General features: G+C 60.3%; 18 protein-coding genes. 13 read left to right on the top strand and 5 right to left on the bottom strand.

The genetic code is table 11. The annotated features are described in order from the left end of the window. Nucleotides 1-318 precede the first annotated feature (318 nt). Complete coding sequence (gene yaaA / locus J3P96_RS22885) at nucleotides 319-1,098, bottom strand: peroxide stress protein YaaA (protein WP_434653600.1); 780 nt, start codon at nucleotides 1,096-1,098, stop codon at nucleotides 319-321. A 305-nt stretch (nucleotides 1,099-1,403) separates the two neighbouring features. Here yaaA and J3P96_RS22880 point away from each other — a divergent pair, with 305 nt between their 5' ends. The 5 genes from J3P96_RS22880 to moaE all read left to right on the top strand — a co-directional run bounded on the left by J3P96_RS22880 (nucleotide 1,404) and on the right by moaE (nucleotide 5,677). After that, nucleotides 1,404-2,528: a polysaccharide deacetylase family protein gene (locus tag J3P96_RS22880; RefSeq protein ID WP_434653599.1), complete on the top strand. Its 1,125-nt coding sequence runs from the start codon at nucleotides 1,404-1,406 to the stop codon at nucleotides 2,526-2,528. Nucleotides 2,529-2,867: 339 nt separating this feature from the next. Beyond that, the gene (locus J3P96_RS22875) at nucleotides 2,868-4,262 is read left to right on the top strand and encodes a PhoH family protein (protein ID WP_434653598.1); all 1,395 of its coding nucleotides are present in this window, start codon (nucleotides 2,868-2,870) and stop codon (nucleotides 4,260-4,262) included. A 246-nt stretch (nucleotides 4,263-4,508) separates the two neighbouring features. Further along, nucleotides 4,509-4,982 (top strand): cyclic pyranopterin monophosphate synthase MoaC, encoded by a 474-nt coding sequence (gene moaC / locus J3P96_RS22870; RefSeq protein ID WP_434625912.1) that lies wholly within the window; start codon nucleotides 4,509-4,511, stop codon nucleotides 4,980-4,982. Beyond that, nucleotides 4,979-5,221 (top strand): MoaD/ThiS family protein, encoded by a 243-nt coding sequence (locus J3P96_RS22865; RefSeq protein ID WP_305496595.1) that lies wholly within the window; start codon nucleotides 4,979-4,981, stop codon nucleotides 5,219-5,221. The genes moaC and J3P96_RS22865 overlap by 4 nt, the downstream gene beginning before the upstream one ends. Before the next feature lie 3 nt (nucleotides 5,222-5,224). Continuing rightward, a complete protein-coding gene (gene moaE, locus J3P96_RS22860) occupies nucleotides 5,225-5,677 on the top strand; it encodes a molybdopterin synthase catalytic subunit MoaE (RefSeq protein WP_434653597.1) in 453 nt (150 codons plus the stop codon). Between the two features lie 82 nt (nucleotides 5,678-5,759). On the opposite strand, the gene rhlB is transcribed toward moaE, so the two are convergent. Beyond that, nucleotides 5,760-7,235 (bottom strand): ATP-dependent RNA helicase RhlB, encoded by a 1,476-nt coding sequence (gene rhlB, locus J3P96_RS22855; protein WP_434569712.1) that lies wholly within the window; start codon nucleotides 7,233-7,235, stop codon nucleotides 5,760-5,762. 98 nt (nucleotides 7,236-7,333) lie between these two features. Next, the gene (locus J3P96_RS22850; protein ID WP_434653596.1) at nucleotides 7,334-7,990 is read right to left on the bottom strand and encodes an alpha/beta hydrolase; all 657 of its coding nucleotides are present in this window, start codon (nucleotides 7,988-7,990) and stop codon (nucleotides 7,334-7,336) included. 472 nt (nucleotides 7,991-8,462) lie between these two features. Between J3P96_RS22850 and J3P96_RS22845 the strand changes: the two genes are divergently transcribed. The 4 genes from J3P96_RS22845 (at nucleotide 8,463) to J3P96_RS22830 (ending at nucleotide 12,624) form a co-directional block, all read left to right on the top strand. After that, entirely contained in the window at nucleotides 8,463-9,494 is a 1,032-nt protein-coding gene (locus J3P96_RS22845; RefSeq protein WP_186610954.1) for an amino acid ABC transporter substrate-binding protein, read from the top strand. A gap of 65 nt (nucleotides 9,495-9,559) precedes the next feature. After that, on the top strand, nucleotides 9,560-10,741 hold the full coding sequence (locus J3P96_RS22840; RefSeq protein ID WP_434653595.1) for an amino acid ABC transporter permease: 1,182 nt from the start codon (nucleotides 9,560-9,562) through the stop codon (nucleotides 10,739-10,741). Nucleotides 10,742-10,751: 10 nt separating this feature from the next. Next, complete coding sequence (locus J3P96_RS22835; protein ID WP_186705160.1) at nucleotides 10,752-11,849, top strand: amino acid ABC transporter permease; 1,098 nt, start codon at nucleotides 10,752-10,754, stop codon at nucleotides 11,847-11,849. Between the two features lie 10 nt (nucleotides 11,850-11,859). Beyond that, nucleotides 11,860-12,624 carry an amino acid ABC transporter ATP-binding protein gene (locus tag J3P96_RS22830; protein WP_003178331.1) on the top strand — a complete coding sequence of 255 codons (765 nt, stop codon included), beginning with the start codon at nucleotides 11,860-11,862 and terminating at the stop codon, nucleotides 12,622-12,624. A gap of 57 nt (nucleotides 12,625-12,681) precedes the next feature. Here the strand turns inward: J3P96_RS22830 and J3P96_RS22825 are convergent, their stop codons facing one another. Together J3P96_RS22825 and J3P96_RS22820 are read right to left on the bottom strand one after the other, a co-directional pair. After that, the gene (locus J3P96_RS22825) at nucleotides 12,682-13,167 is read right to left on the bottom strand and encodes a type II toxin-antitoxin system MqsA family antitoxin (RefSeq protein ID WP_434653594.1); all 486 of its coding nucleotides are present in this window, start codon (nucleotides 13,165-13,167) and stop codon (nucleotides 12,682-12,684) included. Further along, a complete protein-coding gene (locus J3P96_RS22820; RefSeq protein ID WP_434653593.1) occupies nucleotides 13,164-13,475 on the bottom strand; it encodes a type II toxin-antitoxin system MqsR family toxin in 312 nt (103 codons plus the stop codon). The genes J3P96_RS22825 and J3P96_RS22820 overlap by 4 nt, the downstream gene beginning before the upstream one ends. A 166-nt stretch (nucleotides 13,476-13,641) precedes the next feature. Here J3P96_RS22820 and J3P96_RS22815 point away from each other — a divergent pair, with 166 nt between their 5' ends. The 4 genes from J3P96_RS22815 (at nucleotide 13,642) to J3P96_RS22800 (ending at nucleotide 16,549) form a co-directional block, all read left to right on the top strand. Continuing rightward, on the top strand, nucleotides 13,642-14,301 hold the full coding sequence (locus tag J3P96_RS22815) for a FadR/GntR family transcriptional regulator (protein ID WP_434602887.1): 660 nt from the start codon (nucleotides 13,642-13,644) through the stop codon (nucleotides 14,299-14,301). Further along, on the top strand, nucleotides 14,291-15,619 hold the full coding sequence (locus J3P96_RS22810; RefSeq protein ID WP_434653592.1) for a CynX/NimT family MFS transporter: 1,329 nt from the start codon (nucleotides 14,291-14,293) through the stop codon (nucleotides 15,617-15,619). Before J3P96_RS22815 ends, J3P96_RS22810 begins: the two co-directional genes overlap by 11 nt. Nucleotides 15,620-15,706: 87 nt before the next feature. Then, nucleotides 15,707-16,177 (top strand): nuclear transport factor 2 family protein, encoded by a 471-nt coding sequence (locus J3P96_RS22805; RefSeq protein WP_434569706.1) that lies wholly within the window; start codon nucleotides 15,707-15,709, stop codon nucleotides 16,175-16,177. A gap of 42 nt (nucleotides 16,178-16,219) precedes the next feature. Next, a complete protein-coding gene (locus J3P96_RS22800; RefSeq protein WP_434653591.1) occupies nucleotides 16,220-16,549 on the top strand; it encodes a GIY-YIG nuclease family protein in 330 nt (109 codons plus the stop codon). Nucleotides 16,550-16,591 lie beyond the last annotated feature (42 nt).

Genomic DNA, 16,591 nt, shown 5'->3' with positions numbered 1-16,591 from the left:
TAGTTCCGATCCGCTCATCGCCATTTTCGAAATTTTTCGAAATATCTGCCTAGATGGCACTGCTCTCAAATTGATAGCACGCGTGCTTTTGCCCTTTAGTTTCGGGGAGTTGGCGGGGGGAGATAGTTTTGTGCCACTACTGATGAAAAATTTCCGTGCCACTACGGAAAAATCTGACATTTGTCGAGTGAAAGAAAAGTTAGAGCAGGGGGTGTTTGTTTTGTTGACGCCAAGAAAGTGTCAAGTGCGGTGGGGAAGTGGGATGACATATAGCGGGATGATCGAGGCCCCTTATCGGGGCCCAAAACCGGTGTTGCGTTATTGCGGGGCGTGGTCGCGCAAAAAGACCAACTTGTTCGGGGAAGATTGTTCGCGGTTGTAACGATAGCCCTGTACATCGAAGTGTTTGAGTTGCACGGGATCGTTGATGCGCTGCTCGATGACAAACCGGCTCATCAAGCCCCGGGCTTTCTTGGCGTAGAAACTGATGATCTTGTATTGGCCGTTCTTCAGATCCTTGAACTCGGCATCGATGACGCGGGCTTTCAGTGCACTGCGCTTGACCGCCGAGAAATATTCATTGGAAGCCAGGTTCAACAGTACGTCGTCGCCCTGATCGGCCAAGGCTTCGTTCAGCCATTCGCTGATGCGGGTGCCCCAGAATGCATAAAGGTCCTTGCCCCGGGCATTGGCCAGCTTCGTGCCCATCTCCAGGCGATAGGGTTGCATCAAGTCCAGCGGACGCAGCAGACCGTAGAGGCCGGAGAGCATGCGCAGGTGCTGTTGGGCGTAGTCGAAATCGGCTTCACCGAGGCTTTGCGCGTCGAGGCCGGTGTACACATCGCCCTTGAACGCCAGCAGCGCCTGTTTGGCATTGGCCGGGGTAAACGCCGGGTTCCAGCTGCCGAATCGCGCGGCATTGAGGCCGCCGATCTTGTCGGAGACGTGCATCAACTCGCTGATCTGCGCCGGCGAGAATTCGCGCAATTGTTCAATCAGCTCTTGGGAGTGATCCAGGTACTGCGGCTGGGTAAAACGCTCGGTGGCCGGCGGTGTTTCGTAATCGAGGGTCTTGGCGGGGGAAATCACCATCAGCATGCAAACGTCTCCTTTAAGGGTGCGGCGATTCTAGGGGGTTGTCCGGGTGGACTCCAGCTATTGAGGTGATAGGGGATGGGTGGCGATGCGAACCGTCACACTCTCGTCGGGTGCACATTGTGGCGAGGGGCTTATCCCCGCTGGACTGCGCAGCAGTCCAAAAAGATGTTCCAGGCTGCAGATTTCTCAGGGCTGCTTCGCACCCCAACGGGGATAAATCCCCTCGCCATAAAGCTTCGTGCGCCATAGGGGACTGCTTCTGGATCAGCTATCATCCCGCGCGGGTTCGTTATGGAGCATCCCTTTTGCGTATCGTCCTTTTACTGTCGGCCTGGTTGTTGAGCCTCGGCGCTTTCGCTGCGCCCAACGATGTCGCTACCCTGGACCGCAGCACCTGGCCTGAACAGCTCACCAGCCCGACGCTGTTCGATGTGGCTTCGCGGGCCGAGGTCCTGATGTTCGCCCGGGTATTGCTGGATGCCGATGCCATGGACGAAATAGCCCTCAAGCAATACCTGGGGCTGCGCTCGGTCAATATGGTCGCAGTGAACGCCTTGCGCACACGGCTGTGGCAGCGCCTGCTTTCGAGCTACAACTTCGCCCAGCGCAGTTGCACGCTGGATGCCTCCTTCTGCTACCTGGTCGAGGACATGGCGACCCTGCGCGAAGAAGCGGCCCGGTTCCGGCTCGACGACAATTCCTATTACATCAAGTGGGCCGAGCCGAGCCGGATCTTTCATACGCAATACCGCGACGAGCTGCTGCGCAAGGCTGCGCTGTTTCCCCAGGTCAGCAGCGAAGTCGAGCGTTTCGGCGATTACGAGCGCAACGGTGAGCAGATGAATGACCGACTGTTCTTGCTGACCTTCGACAGCGCTGCCAACGTCGCGCCGGACCACACGCCCTGGCTGACCGAGTACCTGCGCAAGTCGAACATGAACGGCACTTTTTTTGTGCTGGGCAAGGACATCCAGGCGCGTCTGACAGACGGCTCGGCAAATGATCTCCAGACTCTGTTTGCTGGGCAATGCGTCGGGGTGCAGGGCTGGGAGTTCCGCTCCCACAGCCATTGGCAGGACTGGCAGGACTCGGTACGGCGCAGCGTTGACCTGGTCAAGGGCCGGCTGCCGGAGAATTACGTGCCCTTGTTCCGTCCGCCACAGGGCCAGCGTCGAGGCGATGCCCAGGCATTCTTCAGGAACCAGGGACTGCAAGTGGCGCTATGGGATATCGATCCCCAGGACAGCACCAACCGCCTCAAGCCCGAGCAGAGTGCCCAGCGCGCGCTGACGCTGATGCTGTTGTGGCGCCACGGGGTCATCAACTTCAACGCCAAGCAGGACGCGGTGAAAACGGCGCTGCCCTGGCTCGTTACGCAAACGGCGCAAAGCGGGATCGGCTGGGAAGAGTGTCAGGACGCGTTTCGCTGAAAAAAGGCAAAAGTCCCGTAAACATTGGGCGGGGCGGGAATCGGGGCGCGCATTCAGGGCGACCGGACTTCCGACTTTAACGGCGCCGGGGCACTACGCCAAGGGTTATTCGTCACTCTGAAAAATAAACTTCAAAAAAGCGTCAAAGTGCTTTTTCCTGTCATCGTTTTTGGAGTATCAAGAAGTCAGACCGCCGAAACCTGCAACACAGGTGGCGTCTTCCAAGACCCAGATTGTGTGCAGTTCACCCGAAATCCTCGCGGGTGAATTCGGTGGCTACCTCGAGGCGCAGCACTGTCACGGTATTGCGTCGAATGGCCCCCACAAAGGTGACCGAGTATGGATGACCACGGACGTAGCCCTTCCTCCAACCAGCCAATCCTGTATGTACTCGATACCAACGTATTGATCCACGATCCAAACGCGCTGCTGAATTTCGAAGAACACCATGTTGCCCTGCCGATGACCGTCCTTGAAGAGCTGGACAAGCTCAAGAGTGGCCATCACAGCGTAGCGGCCGAATGTCGCCAGGCGATCCGCCTGATCGACAAGACCCTGGGCGATGCCTCTCCAGAAGACGTTGAACTGGGGGTGCCGATCCAGCGCGGCAAGAGCGGCCCCAAGGGCCTGCTCTCGATCCTGATGAGCAAACGCACCGAACCCAACCTGGTGCTGCCAGAACACCTGAACGACAACATCATCATCAACCAGCTGATCGACCTGCACGCGCGCAACAAGGAACAAGCCGTGGTGCTGGTGACCAAAGACATCAACATGCGCCTCAAGGCCCGCGCCTGCGGGATCGCGGCGGAGGACTACAGCACCGACCAACTGGTCGACGACGTATCGCTGTTGCCCAACGGCTACCACACCATGACCGGCTCCTTCTGGGACCGCGTGAGCAAGGTCGAGACCCGCCAGGACCATGGGCGCACCTGGCACCAGGTGCAACTGATCGACAACCTGCCGGCGGTGCACATCAACGAATTCATTATCGATGAACAAGGATTCGTCGGCTGGATCAAGGAAATCCAGGTCGACAAGCTGCTGATCCTCGACCTGCACCAGGAACCCCTGCTGCATCAGGAGGCGTGGGGCCTCAAGCCTCGCGACATCTACCAGAGCCTGGCGCTGTTCGCCTTGCTCGACCCGGACATCCACCTGGTCAACCTGTCCGGCGCCGCCGGTTCCGGCAAGACCATCCTGGCCCTCGCCGCCGCCATCGAACAGACCATGGTCAGCAAGCGCTACCGGCGCATCATCGCCACTCGCAGCGTGCAGGGCCTGGACCAGGAAATCGGCTTCCTGCCCGGTACCGAAGCGGAAAAAATGGAGCCGTGGCTGGGTGCAATTACCGACAACCTCGAAGCCTTGCACATGGATGACGAGAGCACCCATGGCAGCGTCGACTACATCCTCAGCAAAGTGCCATTGCAGTTCAAATCCCTCAACTACATCCGAGGCCGCAGCTTCCAGCAGAGCCTGATCCTGATCGACGAATGCCAGAACCTGACCCCGCACCAGATGAAAACCATCATCACCCGTGCCGGCGCCGGTTCCAAAGTGGTGTGCCTGGGTAACCTGGCGCAGATCGACACCCCTTACCTGTCCGCGACCAGCTCCGGGCTGACCTACCTGACCGAACGCTTCAAGGACTTCCCCAACGGCGTCCACATCACCCTGCAGGGCGTGCCGCGCTCGATCCTGGCCGAATACGCCGAATCTCATCTGTAACTCAAGCGAACCGGGCGGCCATCAAGGTCGCCCGGTTCTTCCATGCACCACATGACCCTGTGGGAGCGAGCCTGCTCGCGAATGCAGTATGTCAGCCAAATATTCTTATCTGATACACCGCCTTCGCGAGCAGGCTCGCTCCCACAAGCGATCTGCTGGGTTTGTCCAATTTTGGGTACGACAATCAACCCTGCCGGAATTTGACTCACAGGTTTACAATCGACGCTCCTGATCAGGAGTTACCCTGTGCTGACCCATCTCGATTCCCAAGGTCGCGCCAACATGGTCGACGTGACCGACAAGGCCGTGACGTTCCGCGAAGCCACCGCCGAAGCCTTTGTGCGCATGCTGCCCGATACTCTGCAAATGATCGTCAGCGGCGGCCATCCCAAGGGCGATGTGTTCGCCGTCGCGCGCATTGCCGGTATCCAGGCGGCGAAAAAAACCAGCGACCTGATCCCGCTCTGCCATCCGCTCATGCTCACCAGCGTCAAGGTCGAACTGACCGCCGAAGGCGAGGATCGCGTGCGCATCGTGGCCCGCTGCAAGCTGTCGGGACAGACCGGTGTCGAGATGGAGGCGCTCACCGCCGCCAGCGTCGCCGCGCTCACCCTCTACGACATGTGCAAGGCCGTAGACCGGGGCATGACCATCGAGGGCGTGCGTGTGCTGGAAAAACTCGGCGGCAAGAGCGGCCACTTCCAGGCGGATGCGCCATGAACATCACCGTGAAGTTCTTTGCCCGTTATCGCGAAGCGCTCGGCGTGGATTCGCTGAAAGTGGAGGGCGTTTTCGCCACGGTTGACGATGTGCGCGCATTGCTCGCTCAGCGTGACGGAGCCGAGGTGCTGCGAGAGCAGAACCTGATGTGCGCCCGCAACGAAGACCTGTGCCAGCTCGATGAACCGCTGGCGGACGGCGACGAAGTGGCCTTCTTTCCCACCGTGACCGGAGGCTGAGCCATGGCGATTCGGGTGCAGGCCGAGCCGTTCGACCCGGGGGCCGAGGTCAATGCGATGCAGGCAGCAAATGTCGGCGTCGGCGCCGTGGTGAGTTTTGTCGGCTACGTGCGCGACTTCAATGACGGCCTCGATGTGTCCGGGATGTTTCTCGAGCATTATCCGGGCATGACCGAAAAAGCCCTGGGCAAGATCGCCACCGAGGCCGAGCAGCGCTGGCCGCTGCTCAAGCTTGAGGTATTGCACCGCATCGGCGCCCTGGAACCGGGTGAGCCGATCGTTTTTGTCGGCGCTGCCAGCGCCCATCGCCAGGCGGCATTTGAGGCCTGCGCCTTTGTCATGGACTACCTGAAGACCCGCGCACCGTTCTGGAAAAAGGAAAATACCGCCGACGGCCCGCGTTGGGTCGAGGGGCGGGACAGTGATCATGCGGCGGCGGATCGCTGGAAGCGGTAGGCAACCTGCTGAACTATCAGGGTATCCAAGACGAAAAAAAGCGCAGCCTGGTTGGGCTGCGCTTTCGGTACTGTGAAGACGGTTAAGGTCGCTTGCGCTCGACCGGCCGCAACAGATGAGTCGGCGGCATCTCGCAACTGATCTTGCGGCCCAGCAGTGCCTCGATCGAGGGTAACTGGTAGGAATCATCCTCGCCGGCGAAGCTGATCGAAACCCCGGCGGCCCCGGCACGACCGGTGCGGCCGATACGGTGCACGTAGTCGTCCGGCACTTCCGGCAGGGTGAAATTGATCACGTGGCTGATGCCGTCGATGTGAATGCCGCGACCGGCCACGTCGGTGGCGACCAGCACGCGGATCTTGCCTTCGCGGAAACCTTCAAGTGTCTTGATGCGCTTGTGCTGCGGCACGTCGCCCGACAGTTGCGCGGCGTTGACGCCATCGCGCACCAGGCGTTCTTCGATGCGGCGCACTTCGTCCTTGCGGTTGGCGAAGACCATCACCCGCTCCCAACCGTTGTCGTTGACCAGGTTGTAGAGCAGTTTGTACTTGTCGGCACCGGCGACCGCATAGATGTGCTGTTCGACATTTTCACTGGCGACGTTTTCGGCTTCGATCTCGACGATTGCAGGATCGGTGGTCCATTGCTTGGCCAGGTTCATCACGTCTTCGGTGAAGGTGGCGGAAAACAGCAATGTCTGGCGTTCGTTTTTCGGCGGGGTCTGGCGAATGATCTGGCGTACCTGGGGGATGAAGCCCATGTCGAGCATTCGGTCGGCCTCGTCGAGCACCATCACTTCGACCATGTCCAGGTGCACGTCGCCGCGCTGGTTGAAGTCCAGCAGGCGGCCCGGCGTCGCCACGAGGATGTCGCAGTGGCGGGCCTCGAGGTGCTTGAGCTGCTTGTCGAAATCCATGCCGCCGACGAACGTCATCACGTTCAGGCCGGTGTACTTGGTCAGGTCGGCGGCATCCTTGGCGATCTGCACCACCAGCTCACGGGTTGGCGCGATGATCAGCGCCCGCGGCTCGCCCATGTAGCGTTCCTTGGGGGGCGGGGTCTGGAGCAACTGGGTGATGATCGAAATCAGGAACGCGGCGGTCTTGCCGGTGCCGGTCTGGGCACGACCGATGGCGTCCTTGCCGGCGAGGGTATAGCCCAGCACTTGCGCCTGGATCGGCGTGCAGTACGGGAAGCCCAGGTCCTGGATGGCATGCATCAGCTCGGGGGCGAGCTTGAAATCGTGGAAGCGGGTTTTGCCTTCCTGGGGTTCTACGACGAAGTCTTCGAGCTTCCAGGCAACGACCGGCGGTTTGGGTGCGCGCTCGCGACGTGGCTTGGGGGCTTCGCTGCGTGGTTTTTCCGGCTCGGATGCCACCACAGGTTGCGCAACGGATGCGGTCGAAGGCGATAGTTTTGCGTCCGCAACGGGGGCGGTCCGACGTGGTTGGTGCGCATCGGTGCGGCTCGCGCCGTGGACGGGGGCGCTGGCTTCAGGCGCGAGTTGCTCGGCCTCGCTTTTACCGAACATCTTCTTGAGTGCTTTGAGCACGGTCATCTCATCGGTTGGTTAAGGAATGTACGCCGGCCAGTGTAATGCAAGAAACGGGCGCGGCGTAGTGTGATCATCAAAGCGCTGGCGTGGCTATCTGCCTCTTAGCGCAAGCGTTCCGCCAGCCAGGTACCGATGTCGCGAATCTCCTCGGGTAACACTTCGTGGCCCATTGGGTATTCTTGCCATGTCACGGTGACACCATGCTGCTTCAGATACTCTTTGGCGGTCCGGCCCATCGGGTTGAGTACCACTTCGTCGTACTGTCCGTGCAGCGCCAGTACCGGAATGCGTTGCTGGCTGGCCGACAACTGCAGTTCTTCGCCGAAAGTTGGCGCATAAGTGGACAGCGCAATCACGCCGCCCAGCGGTCCCTGCCACTTGACGAATGCCGTGTGATAAACCACTGCTCCGCCTTGGGAAAAACCTGCCAGGAAAATCCGCGAGGCGTCTATTCCGCTGGCTCGCTGGGTTTCCATCAGGTCGATGACCCGTTGCGCCGAGGCGTCCAGTTGTTGCTCGTCGATCGCCCGCGCCGGGCTCAAGGCCCGAATGTCATACCAGCTGGGCATGGCGTAGCCACCATTGATGGTCACCGGTTGCGTCGGCGCCTGGGGCAATACGAAGCGCGTAGTCAGCAGGCTTTGCTGCAGCATTTCGGCGACCGGCATGAAGTCGTAGCGATCGGCGCCCAGGCCGTGGAGCCAGATAACGCACGCATCGGCGGTGCTGGAGGGCTCGAGAATCAAGGGGTCGGTCATGGTGTGCTCCAAAAATGTGCGGGTGCGCTCAATCAGTGCCTGATTGCGGTGCGCGCCTGGTGCCTCAGTTAATTAGATGTCGCAATGCTACAAGTTTTTGTCTTGACGTCGCCAGTAACGGACAAGCGCAGCGGTGTGGTACGGGCTTTGCTATTGGTTTAGCCGAATGATGATTCTTACGCAGCGCGGTAACACTATCAGCTCGACGCGACGCATGGGATATCAGAAATCCGGTGATGGATGTTCGCCAATAGCCGCTACGGGCTTCGCGAACGTGAAGGGCTACAGCCCGTTCGGCCGATTGGTGAGAAGTGAGTAAGGCGCCGTTTATAGCCGCTCTCATTTATTAGACTCATAGCGAAGGCCCAGACGTCGGTTGACCCTAAAAAAAGCCAACAAGGGTCGGCAATGCCTCAAAAGGGTGCGACAGGGTCCCAGCTCCGACACAACAAGAGCAAAACTGGAGGTTTGAATGAAGTTACTGAAATCCACCCTGGCAGTCGTGACTGCAGCAGCAGTTCTCGGTGTCAGCGGGTTCGCTCAGGCGGGTGCAACCCTGGATGCCGTGCAGAAGAAAGGTTTTGTGCAATGTGGTGTAAGTGATGGCCTGCCGGGTTTCTCGGTGCCTGATTCCACCGGCAAGATCGTGGGTATCGACGCTGACTTCTGCCGTGCCGTGGCCGCTGCGGTGTTTGGCGATGCGACCAAGGTCAAGTTCAGCCAGTTGAACGCCAAGGAGCGCTTCACCGCGCTGCAATCCGGCGAAATCGACGTGCTGTCGCGCAACTCCACCATGACCAGCTCCCGTGATGCGGGCATGGGCTTGAAATTCCCGGGCTTCATTACCTACTACGACGGCATCGGCTTCCTGGCCAACAGCAAATTGGGCGTCAAGAGCGCCAAGGAACTGGACGGTGCAACCATCTGCATCCAGGCCGGTACCACCACCGAGCTGAACGTGTCCGACTACTTCCGCGCCAACGGCCTGAAGTACACCCCGATCACTTTCGACACCTCCGATGAAAGCGCCAAGTCGCTGGAATCCGGTCGTTGCGACGTGCTGACCTCCGACAAGTCCCAACTGTTCGCCCAGCGCAGCAAGCTGGCTTCGCCGAAGGACTACGTGGTCCTGCCGGAAACCATCTCCAAGGAGCCACTGGGCCCGGTCGTGCGTAACGGCGACGACGAGTGGCTGGCCATCGTGCGTTGGACTGGCTTCGCCATGCTCAATGCCGAAGAAGCAGGCGTGACTTCGAAGAACGTTGAAGCTGAAGCCAAGTCCACCAAGAACCCGGACGTCGCTCGTATGCTGGGCGCTGACGGTGAATACGGTAAAGACCTGAAGCTGCCGAAAGACTGGGTCGTGCAGATCGTCAAGCAAGTCGGCAACTACGGTGAAATGTTCGAGCGCAACCTCGGCAAGGACACCCCGCTGCAGATCGATCGCGGTCTGAACGCTCTGTGGAACGCAGGCGGCATCCAATACGCACCACCAGTGCGCTGATGGTTCTATCACCCGGTGGGCCAACCACCGGGTGATGTTCTGTTCCATTCTTTGCGGGGCACTTCATGCAAAATTCAATCGGCGCACCTAAGCAGAGGCTCAGCCTCAGCGATCCACGAGTGCGTGCGTGGGTATTTCAGATCGTCACCATCGTGGCGGTTATTTCGCTGGGCTGGTTTCTGTTCGATAACACACAGACCAACCTGGAACACCGGGGCATCACGTCCGGTTTCGGCTTTCTGGAGCGCAGTGCCGGTTTCGGCATCGCCCAACACCTGATCGACTACACCGAAGCGGACAGTTATGCCCGCGTCTTTGTCATCGGTTTGCTCAACACCCTCCTGGTGACCTTCATTGGCGTGATTCTGGCGACCATCCTGGGGTTCATCATCGGCGTCGCACGCTTGTCGAAGAATTGGATAATCTCCAAGCTGGCGACCGTCTACGTGGAGGTCTTTCGTAACATCCCACCGCTGTTGCAGATCCTGTTCTGGTACTTCGCGGTATTCCTGACGATGCCGGGACCACGGGCTGCCCACAACTTCGGCGACACCTTCTTCGTCAGCAGCCGTGGCCTGAACATGCCGGCGGCGCTGGTGGCGGAAGGGTTCTGGCCGTTCGTGGCCAGTGTCGCGCTGGCGATCGTCGCCATCGCGCTGATGACCCGCTGGGCCAACAAGCGTTTCGAAGCGACCGGCGAGCCGTTCCATAAATTCTGGGTGGGCCTGGCGCTGTTCCTGGTGATCCCGGCGTTGTGCGCACTGATCTTCGGCGCGCCCGTGCATTGGGAAATGCCGCAGCTCAAGGGGTTCAACTTTGTCGGTGGCTGGGTACTGATCCCGGAACTGCTGGCCTTGACCCTGGCGCTGACGGTGTACACCGCGGCGTTCATCGCCGAGATCGTGCGTTCGGGCATCAAGTCGGTCAGCCATGGCCAGACCGAGGCGGCTCACTCGCTGGGCCTGCGCAACGGTCCGACCCTGCGCAAGGTGATCATCCCGCAAGCCCTGCGCGTGATCATCCCGCCGCTGACCAGCCAATACTTGAACCTGGCGAAGAACTCTTCGCTGGCGGCCGGTATCGGTTATCCGGAAATGGTTTCGCTGTTTGCCGGCACGGTGTTGAACCAGACCGGTCAGGCCATCGAGGTGATCGCGATCACCATGAGCGTGTACCTGGCGATCAGTATCAGCATTTCCTTGCTGATGAACTGGTACAACAAGCGCATTGCGCTGATCGAGCGGTGAGGAAAAGCGCATGACATCCCATACTTTCAAACCTGATATGCCGCCACCGAGCAAAGTGTTCGGGCCGGTGGCATGGATGCGCGCAAACATGTTCTCCAGCTGGCTCAACACGCTGCTGACGTTGTTCGCGTTCTACCTGATCTACCTGATAGTCCCACCGATCCTCGGTTGGGCTATCCTCGATGCCAACTGGGTCGGCACCACCCAGGCCGACTGCACCAAGGAAGGCGCCTGCTGGGTGTTCATCCAACAGCGTTTCGGCCAGTTCATGTACGGCTATTACCCGACAGGCCTGCGCTGGCGCGTAGACCTGACGGTGTGGGCGGCAGTGCTTGGCGTGGCGCCGCTGTTCATCTCGCGCTTCCCGCGCAAGGCGATCTACGGCCTCAGCTTCCTGGTGCTGTACCCGATCATTGCCTGGTGCCTGCTGCACGGTGGCGTTTTCGGTCTGGATACCGTGGCGACCAGCCAGTGGGGCGGCCTGATGCTGACGTTGGTGATCGCCACCGTCGGTATCGTCGGTGCTCTGCCGCTGGGCATCGTCCTGGCCCTGGGCCGGCGCTCGAACATGCCGGCGATCCGCGTGGTCTGCGTGACCTTCATCGAGTTCTGGCGCGGCGTGCCGTTGATCACGGTGCTGTTCATGTCCTCGGTGATGCTGCCGTTGTTTCTGCCTGAGGGCATGAACTTCGACAAGCTGCTGCGGGCGCTGATCGGCGTGATCCTGTTCCAGTCGGCCTACGTGGCCGAAGTGGTGCGTGGCGGTCTGCAAGCGATTCCGAAGGGGCAATACGAAGCGGCCGCGGCGATGGGCCTGGGCTATTGGCGCAGCATGGGCCTGGTGATTCTTCCGCAGGCCCTGAAGATGGTGATCCCGGGGATCGTCAACACCTTCATCGCATTGTTCAAGGACACGAGCCTGGTGATCATCATCGGCCTGTTCGACTTGCTCAACAGCGTGAAACAAGCTGCCGCCGACCCAAAATGGCTGGGCATGGCCACCGAAGGCTATGTATTCGCCGCCCTGGTGTTCTGGATTTTCTGTTTTGGTATGTCCCGCTATTCCATGCATTTGGAACGCAAGCTGGACACTGGCCACAAGCGTTAGGAGTTGACTCATGAGTGAAGCGATCAAACAGCCTGTGAGCCCTGAAGGCATTATTCAGATGCAGGGCGTAAACAAGTGGTACGGCCAGTTCCACGTGTTGAAAGACATCAACCTGAACGTCAAGCAGGGCGAGCGTATCGTCCTGTGCGGCCCTTCGGGTTCCGGCAAGTCCACCACCATCCGCTGCCTCAATCGCCTGGAAGAACACCAGCAGGGCCGCATCGTGGTCGACGGTGTCGAGCTGACCAACGACCTCAAGCAGATCGAAGCGATCCGCCGCGAAGTCGGCATGGTGTTCCAGCACTTCAACCTGTTCCCGCACCTGACCATCCTGCAGAACTGCACCCTGGCGCCAATGTGGGTGCGCAAGATGCCCAAGCGCAAGGCCGAGGAAATCGCCATGCATTATCTGGAGCGCGTACGCATTCCGGAACAGGCGCACAAGTACCCGGGCCAGCTCTCTGGCGGCCAGCAACAGCGCGTGGCGATCGCCCGTGCCCTGTGCATGAAGCCGAAGATCATGCTGTTCGACGAACCGACCTCGGCCCTTGACCCGGAAATGGTGAAAGAGGTTCTGGACACCATGATCGGCCTGGCCGAAGACGGCATGACCATGCTGTGCGTGACCCACGAGATGGGCTTCGCCCGCACCGTGGCCAACCGCGTGATCTTCATGGACAAAGGCGAAATTGTTGAACAGGCTGCGCCGAATGACTTCTTCGACAACCCGCAGAATGACCGTACGAAGTTGTTCCTGAGCCAGATCCTGCATTGATCCGATCTTAGGCAGTGAAAATAGACCCGGACTTGTCCGGGTTTGTTTTTTTTCGGGTCAGAGATCCGCCGTGTCATGTTCCGGATGGCGACCCGACAACAGTTGCTGCAAATGGGCTTCGTCGCTCAGCGAGTGGACTTCAGCCATCAGGTGCGGATGCCGATCAAGCAGGCGCATCAGCACGAATAACGACTGAGCCGGGGTAACTTCGCCGCGTTCATAACGGGAAAACGCGTTATGCCCGCCTCCGGATAGCAGCTTCACCGCGTCTTTTTGCGTGAGGTGCAGTTTGCGGCGGATGCGTTTGATTTCCGCACCTGTCGCCAGCGCGTAATCTTCCAGCAATTGGTCGCTGGCCCTGGAGTAACGTTCGGCGCTGTCAGTGTCGTGATCGAATTCGATTTCACCGCAGATCCGGCATTCCCATCCGGCAATATCGTGTACTTGCCGAGTCACCTGCCTGTAGTCGACCGTAAAGCTACGGCCTTTGAAGTGATGCATCGCGTCGATGCTGCCGCAGCTGACACATTGCTGGGGTTTCATTGGTTTTTCTCCTTGAAGGAGACCACCGGATGCCCACCGCCGGGGCGGTAAGTCACCTTGATGTAAATCTCCCGATCCTGAAATGTTGTGTGATAGACGTCTTGCCAGATTCGGTGATCGGCATACTTGGTCATCGATTTATGCAGCATCCTGTATTCCAACAGGTGAACGATCCGCAGCATCCGGGCGAAACTCAACATCATCCTTCGTCCGCCTTCGCGGGCGTTCAATGTGAACGCCTTGCTTCCCAACCTGTGAACCTCGGCCTTGACCACTGTCAGGTCGTAATGGGGTGTGCTCTTTTCCATAAGAAGCCGTTTGCCTTGTCTCAATGATTACCCATAAAGGGTAAATCTGACTAATCGAAAATTCGGATTCTTTGCCTCCAATAAAACGTAGGCGGTTGCCGTCCTACGCGAAGCTGACTAACATGTCAGAAAATTCATCCCATGATTGGATGAAAAGGCGAGCCCCATGTCAGAAATGTCCCCGCTAATAAAGCGCTCCCTGGTCGATCAAGCCCTGGAGCAACTGCGCCAACGCATCAGCGACGGCGTGTGGGCTGTCGGCCAGCGCCTGCCTACCGAGCCGGAATTGGTCGCCGAGCTAGGCATCAGCCGCAACACGGTGCGCGAAGCCATGCGCGTGTTGGCGTTTTCCGGATTGATCGAGATTCGTCAGGGCGACGGCAGCTACGTGCGTGCGGTCGTCGACCCGCTGGACACGCTCAAGGCGCTATCTCGTTGTTCGTTGGAGCAGGCCCGGGAAACCCGGCACATCCTCGAAGTCGAGGCCATCGGCCTGGCGGCGCTACGGCGCACCGAGGAGGATTTGCTTGCCTTACGCCAAGCGCTGAAAACCAGCGGCGAGCATTATCACGGCGACCTGGAGCACTACATCGCCTGCGACCTGGTGTTCCATCGCCTGCTGGTAGACGCTGCGCACAACCCCGCGCTGAGCGAGCTGTATCGCTATTTCTCCAGCGTGATCGGCGCTCAGTTGCGCCAGAGCCTCAATATCATTCCCCGTCATCAACACGTGTTCGACCTGCACATCGAAATCCTCGAAGCCGTTGAACGCCAGGATCCGGAGCGGGCCAAGGCCCTCTGCCGGCAGTTGATCAATGAACCCTGAACCCGAGCTTTCCATGTCCCGCGATCCGCTTGACCGCACTGCCGCAACGCCGAACAAACGCGGCGCCGAACTCGAAGAATTGCTGATCGACGCCGAGGCGGACGATGAGCAGGCCCAGCAGAGCCACCCGCTGGTGCGCCGGCCCTGGTTGCTGCTGCTGGGCTTGATCCTGGTCGCGTTGAACCTGCGCCCGGCCTTGTCGAGCATGGCACCGCTGCTCAGCGACGTGTCGAAAAGCCTCGGCCTGTCGGCTGCCCAGGCCGGTCTGCTGACGACCCTGCCAGTGCTCTGCCTGGGCCTGTTCGCGCCATTGGCGCCAGTGCTGGCGCGACGCTTCGGCGCTGAGCGAGTGGTGCTCGGGATCCTGCTGACGCTGGCAGGCGGAATCATCCTGCGCAGCTCGTTCGGCCAGTTCGGCCTGTTCGCTGGCAGTATCCTCGCCGGCGCCAGTATCGGTGTGATCGGTGTGTTGCTGCCGGGCATCGTCAAGCGCGACTTTGCCAGGCAGGCCGGCACCATGACCGGTGTCTACACCATGGCGCTGTGCCTGGGTGCGGCGATGGCGGCCGGCGCGACGGTGCCATTGAGCGAGCACCTGGGCCATGACTGGGCCCTGGGCTTGGGCTTCTGGATGCTGCCGGCCCTGCTGGCCGCAGTGTTCTGGCTGCCGCAAGTGGGCCAGAAACACGGGGCGCATCAAGCGGCGTATCGTGTCCGCGGGTTGCTGCGTGATCCCCTGGCCTGGCAGGTGACCTTGTACATGGGGCTGCAATCGTCCCTGGCCTACATAGTGTTCGGCTGGTTGCCGTCGATCCTCATCGGTCGCGGGCTGACCCCGACCCAGGCGGGGCTGGTGCTGTCCGGCTCGGTAATCGTGCAACTGGTCAGCTCCCTCGCGGCGCCCTGGCTGGCAACGCGCGGCAAAGACCAGCGCCTGGCCATCGTGATCGTCATGCTGATGGTGCTCGGCGGGTTGTTCGGCTGCCTTTACGCGCCCATCGAAGGGTTGTGGGGCTGGGCGATCCTGTTGGGCCTGGGGCAGGGCGCGACATTCGCCCTGGCTCTGACGCTGATCGTGCTGCGCTCGCGCGACGCCCATGTGGCCGCCAACCTCTCCGGCATGGCCCAGGGTTTTGGTTATACGCTGGCGTCACTGGGGCCGTTCGCGGTCGGCGTGGTGCATGACTTGACCGGCGGCTGGAATGCCCTGGGCTGGATCTTTGGCCTGGTTGGCCTGGGCGCGATTATCGCCGGCCTCGGCGCTGGCCGAGCGTTGTATGTCGGTGTCGTCAGCGAAAGAGTCGGCGAGCTTCGCTGATATCATTTTCAAAGCGAATGACGATAGTGTTCCACGCGACGGCAGATTATCGTGCAGGCCTACTGAAACGATTTTCGGAGTCCGTCCATGAGCGATGCCCACACAGCCCTGATCACCCGGTTCTACCAGGCGTTCCAGCGCCTCGATGCCGAGGCCATGAGCGCCTGCTACACCGACGACGTGGTGTTCAGTGATCCGGCCTTCGGCGAACTGCGTGGGCGCGATGCCGGCGACATGTGGCGCATGCTCACCACGCGGGCCAAGGATTTTTCCCTGACGTTCGATAACGTGCGCAGCGACGAACGTTCCGGCGGCGCCCATTGGGTGGCGACTTATCTGTTCAGCCAGACCGGCAATACAGTGGTCAACGACATCCAGGCGCGCTTCGTGTTTCGTGACGGCAAGATCTGCGAGCACCACGATCATTTCGACCTGTGGCGCTGGTCGCGCCAGGCCTTGGGCACCAAAGGCCTGCTGTTGGGCTGGACACCGCTGGTGCGCAACGCCGTCCGCGCCCAGGCGCTCAAGGGCCTGCGGGCGTTCCAGGCCAGTCGCTGATAAGATCGCGGCTTGTTACCATCGCGGCTGTTGAATATTTCCGTGACCACCATCGAATCATCCCCCGGCCTCGCCGCCCCCGCCCCCGCCACGCCCGAACCGGCCAAGCCCTGGTTCGTCTATCTGGTGCGCGCCGCCAACGGCTCGCTGTACTGCGGCATCAGCGATGACCCGGTGCGGCGTTTCGCCAAGCATCAGAGCGGCAAGGGCGCGCGTTTCTTTCTCTCCAGCCCGGCGGTCGCGCTGGTCTATACCGAGGCCTGCCGTGACAAGGGCGAGGCGTTGCGGCAGGAGCGGTTGATCAAGAAGCTCAAGAAAAGCGCCAAGGAATGCTTGGTGGCCAGTGCGCTGTCGCTTCATCAGCCTGGCTGATAGGCCTTCATCAGGCCGGTAGGCTGGTCCCGTCAGGCGCGC

It is taken from the genome of Pseudomonas sp. R3-56 (assembly GCF_051132075.1).
Lineage (GTDB): Bacteria > Pseudomonadota > Gammaproteobacteria > Pseudomonadales > Pseudomonadaceae > Aquipseudomonas.
The sequence above is the reverse complement of the archived record's forward strand: the minus strand, read 5'-3'. Positions and strand labels throughout refer to the sequence as shown.

What these genes read in the sequence shown, in the direction of transcription:
- J3P96_RS22815 (WP_434602887.1), top strand. Translation starts at nt 13,642, where the DNA reads ATGTCAGAAATGTCCCCGCTAATAAAGCGCTCCCTGGTCGATCAAGCC.
- rhlB (WP_434569712.1), bottom strand. Translation starts at nt 7,235, where the DNA reads ATGACCGTGCTCAAAGCACTCAAGAAGATGTTCGGTAAAAGCGAGGCC.
- moaE (WP_434653597.1), top strand. Translation starts at nt 5,225, where the DNA reads ATGGCGATTCGGGTGCAGGCCGAGCCGTTCGACCCGGGGGCCGAGGTC.
- J3P96_RS22810 (WP_434653592.1), top strand. Translation starts at nt 14,291, where the DNA reads ATGAACCCTGAACCCGAGCTTTCCATGTCCCGCGATCCGCTTGACCGC.
- J3P96_RS22850 (WP_434653596.1), bottom strand. Translation starts at nt 7,990, where the DNA reads ATGACCGACCCCTTGATTCTCGAGCCCTCCAGCACCGCCGATGCGTGC.
- J3P96_RS22865 (WP_305496595.1), top strand. Translation starts at nt 4,979, where the DNA reads ATGAACATCACCGTGAAGTTCTTTGCCCGTTATCGCGAAGCGCTCGGC.
- J3P96_RS22875 (WP_434653598.1), top strand. Translation starts at nt 2,868, where the DNA reads ATGGATGACCACGGACGTAGCCCTTCCTCCAACCAGCCAATCCTGTAT.
- J3P96_RS22830 (WP_003178331.1), top strand. Translation starts at nt 11,860, where the DNA reads ATGAGTGAAGCGATCAAACAGCCTGTGAGCCCTGAAGGCATTATTCAG.
- J3P96_RS22820 (WP_434653593.1), bottom strand. Translation starts at nt 13,475, where the DNA reads ATGGAAAAGAGCACACCCCATTACGACCTGACAGTGGTCAAGGCCGAG.
- J3P96_RS22845 (WP_186610954.1), top strand. Translation starts at nt 8,463, where the DNA reads ATGAAGTTACTGAAATCCACCCTGGCAGTCGTGACTGCAGCAGCAGTT.
- J3P96_RS22805 (WP_434569706.1), top strand. Translation starts at nt 15,707, where the DNA reads ATGAGCGATGCCCACACAGCCCTGATCACCCGGTTCTACCAGGCGTTC.
- J3P96_RS22835 (WP_186705160.1), top strand. Translation starts at nt 10,752, where the DNA reads ATGACATCCCATACTTTCAAACCTGATATGCCGCCACCGAGCAAAGTG.
- J3P96_RS22825 (WP_434653594.1), bottom strand. Translation starts at nt 13,167, where the DNA reads ATGAAACCCCAGCAATGTGTCAGCTGCGGCAGCATCGACGCGATGCAT.
- J3P96_RS22840 (WP_434653595.1), top strand. Translation starts at nt 9,560, where the DNA reads ATGCAAAATTCAATCGGCGCACCTAAGCAGAGGCTCAGCCTCAGCGAT.
- yaaA (WP_434653600.1), bottom strand. Translation starts at nt 1,098, where the DNA reads ATGCTGATGGTGATTTCCCCCGCCAAGACCCTCGATTACGAAACACCG.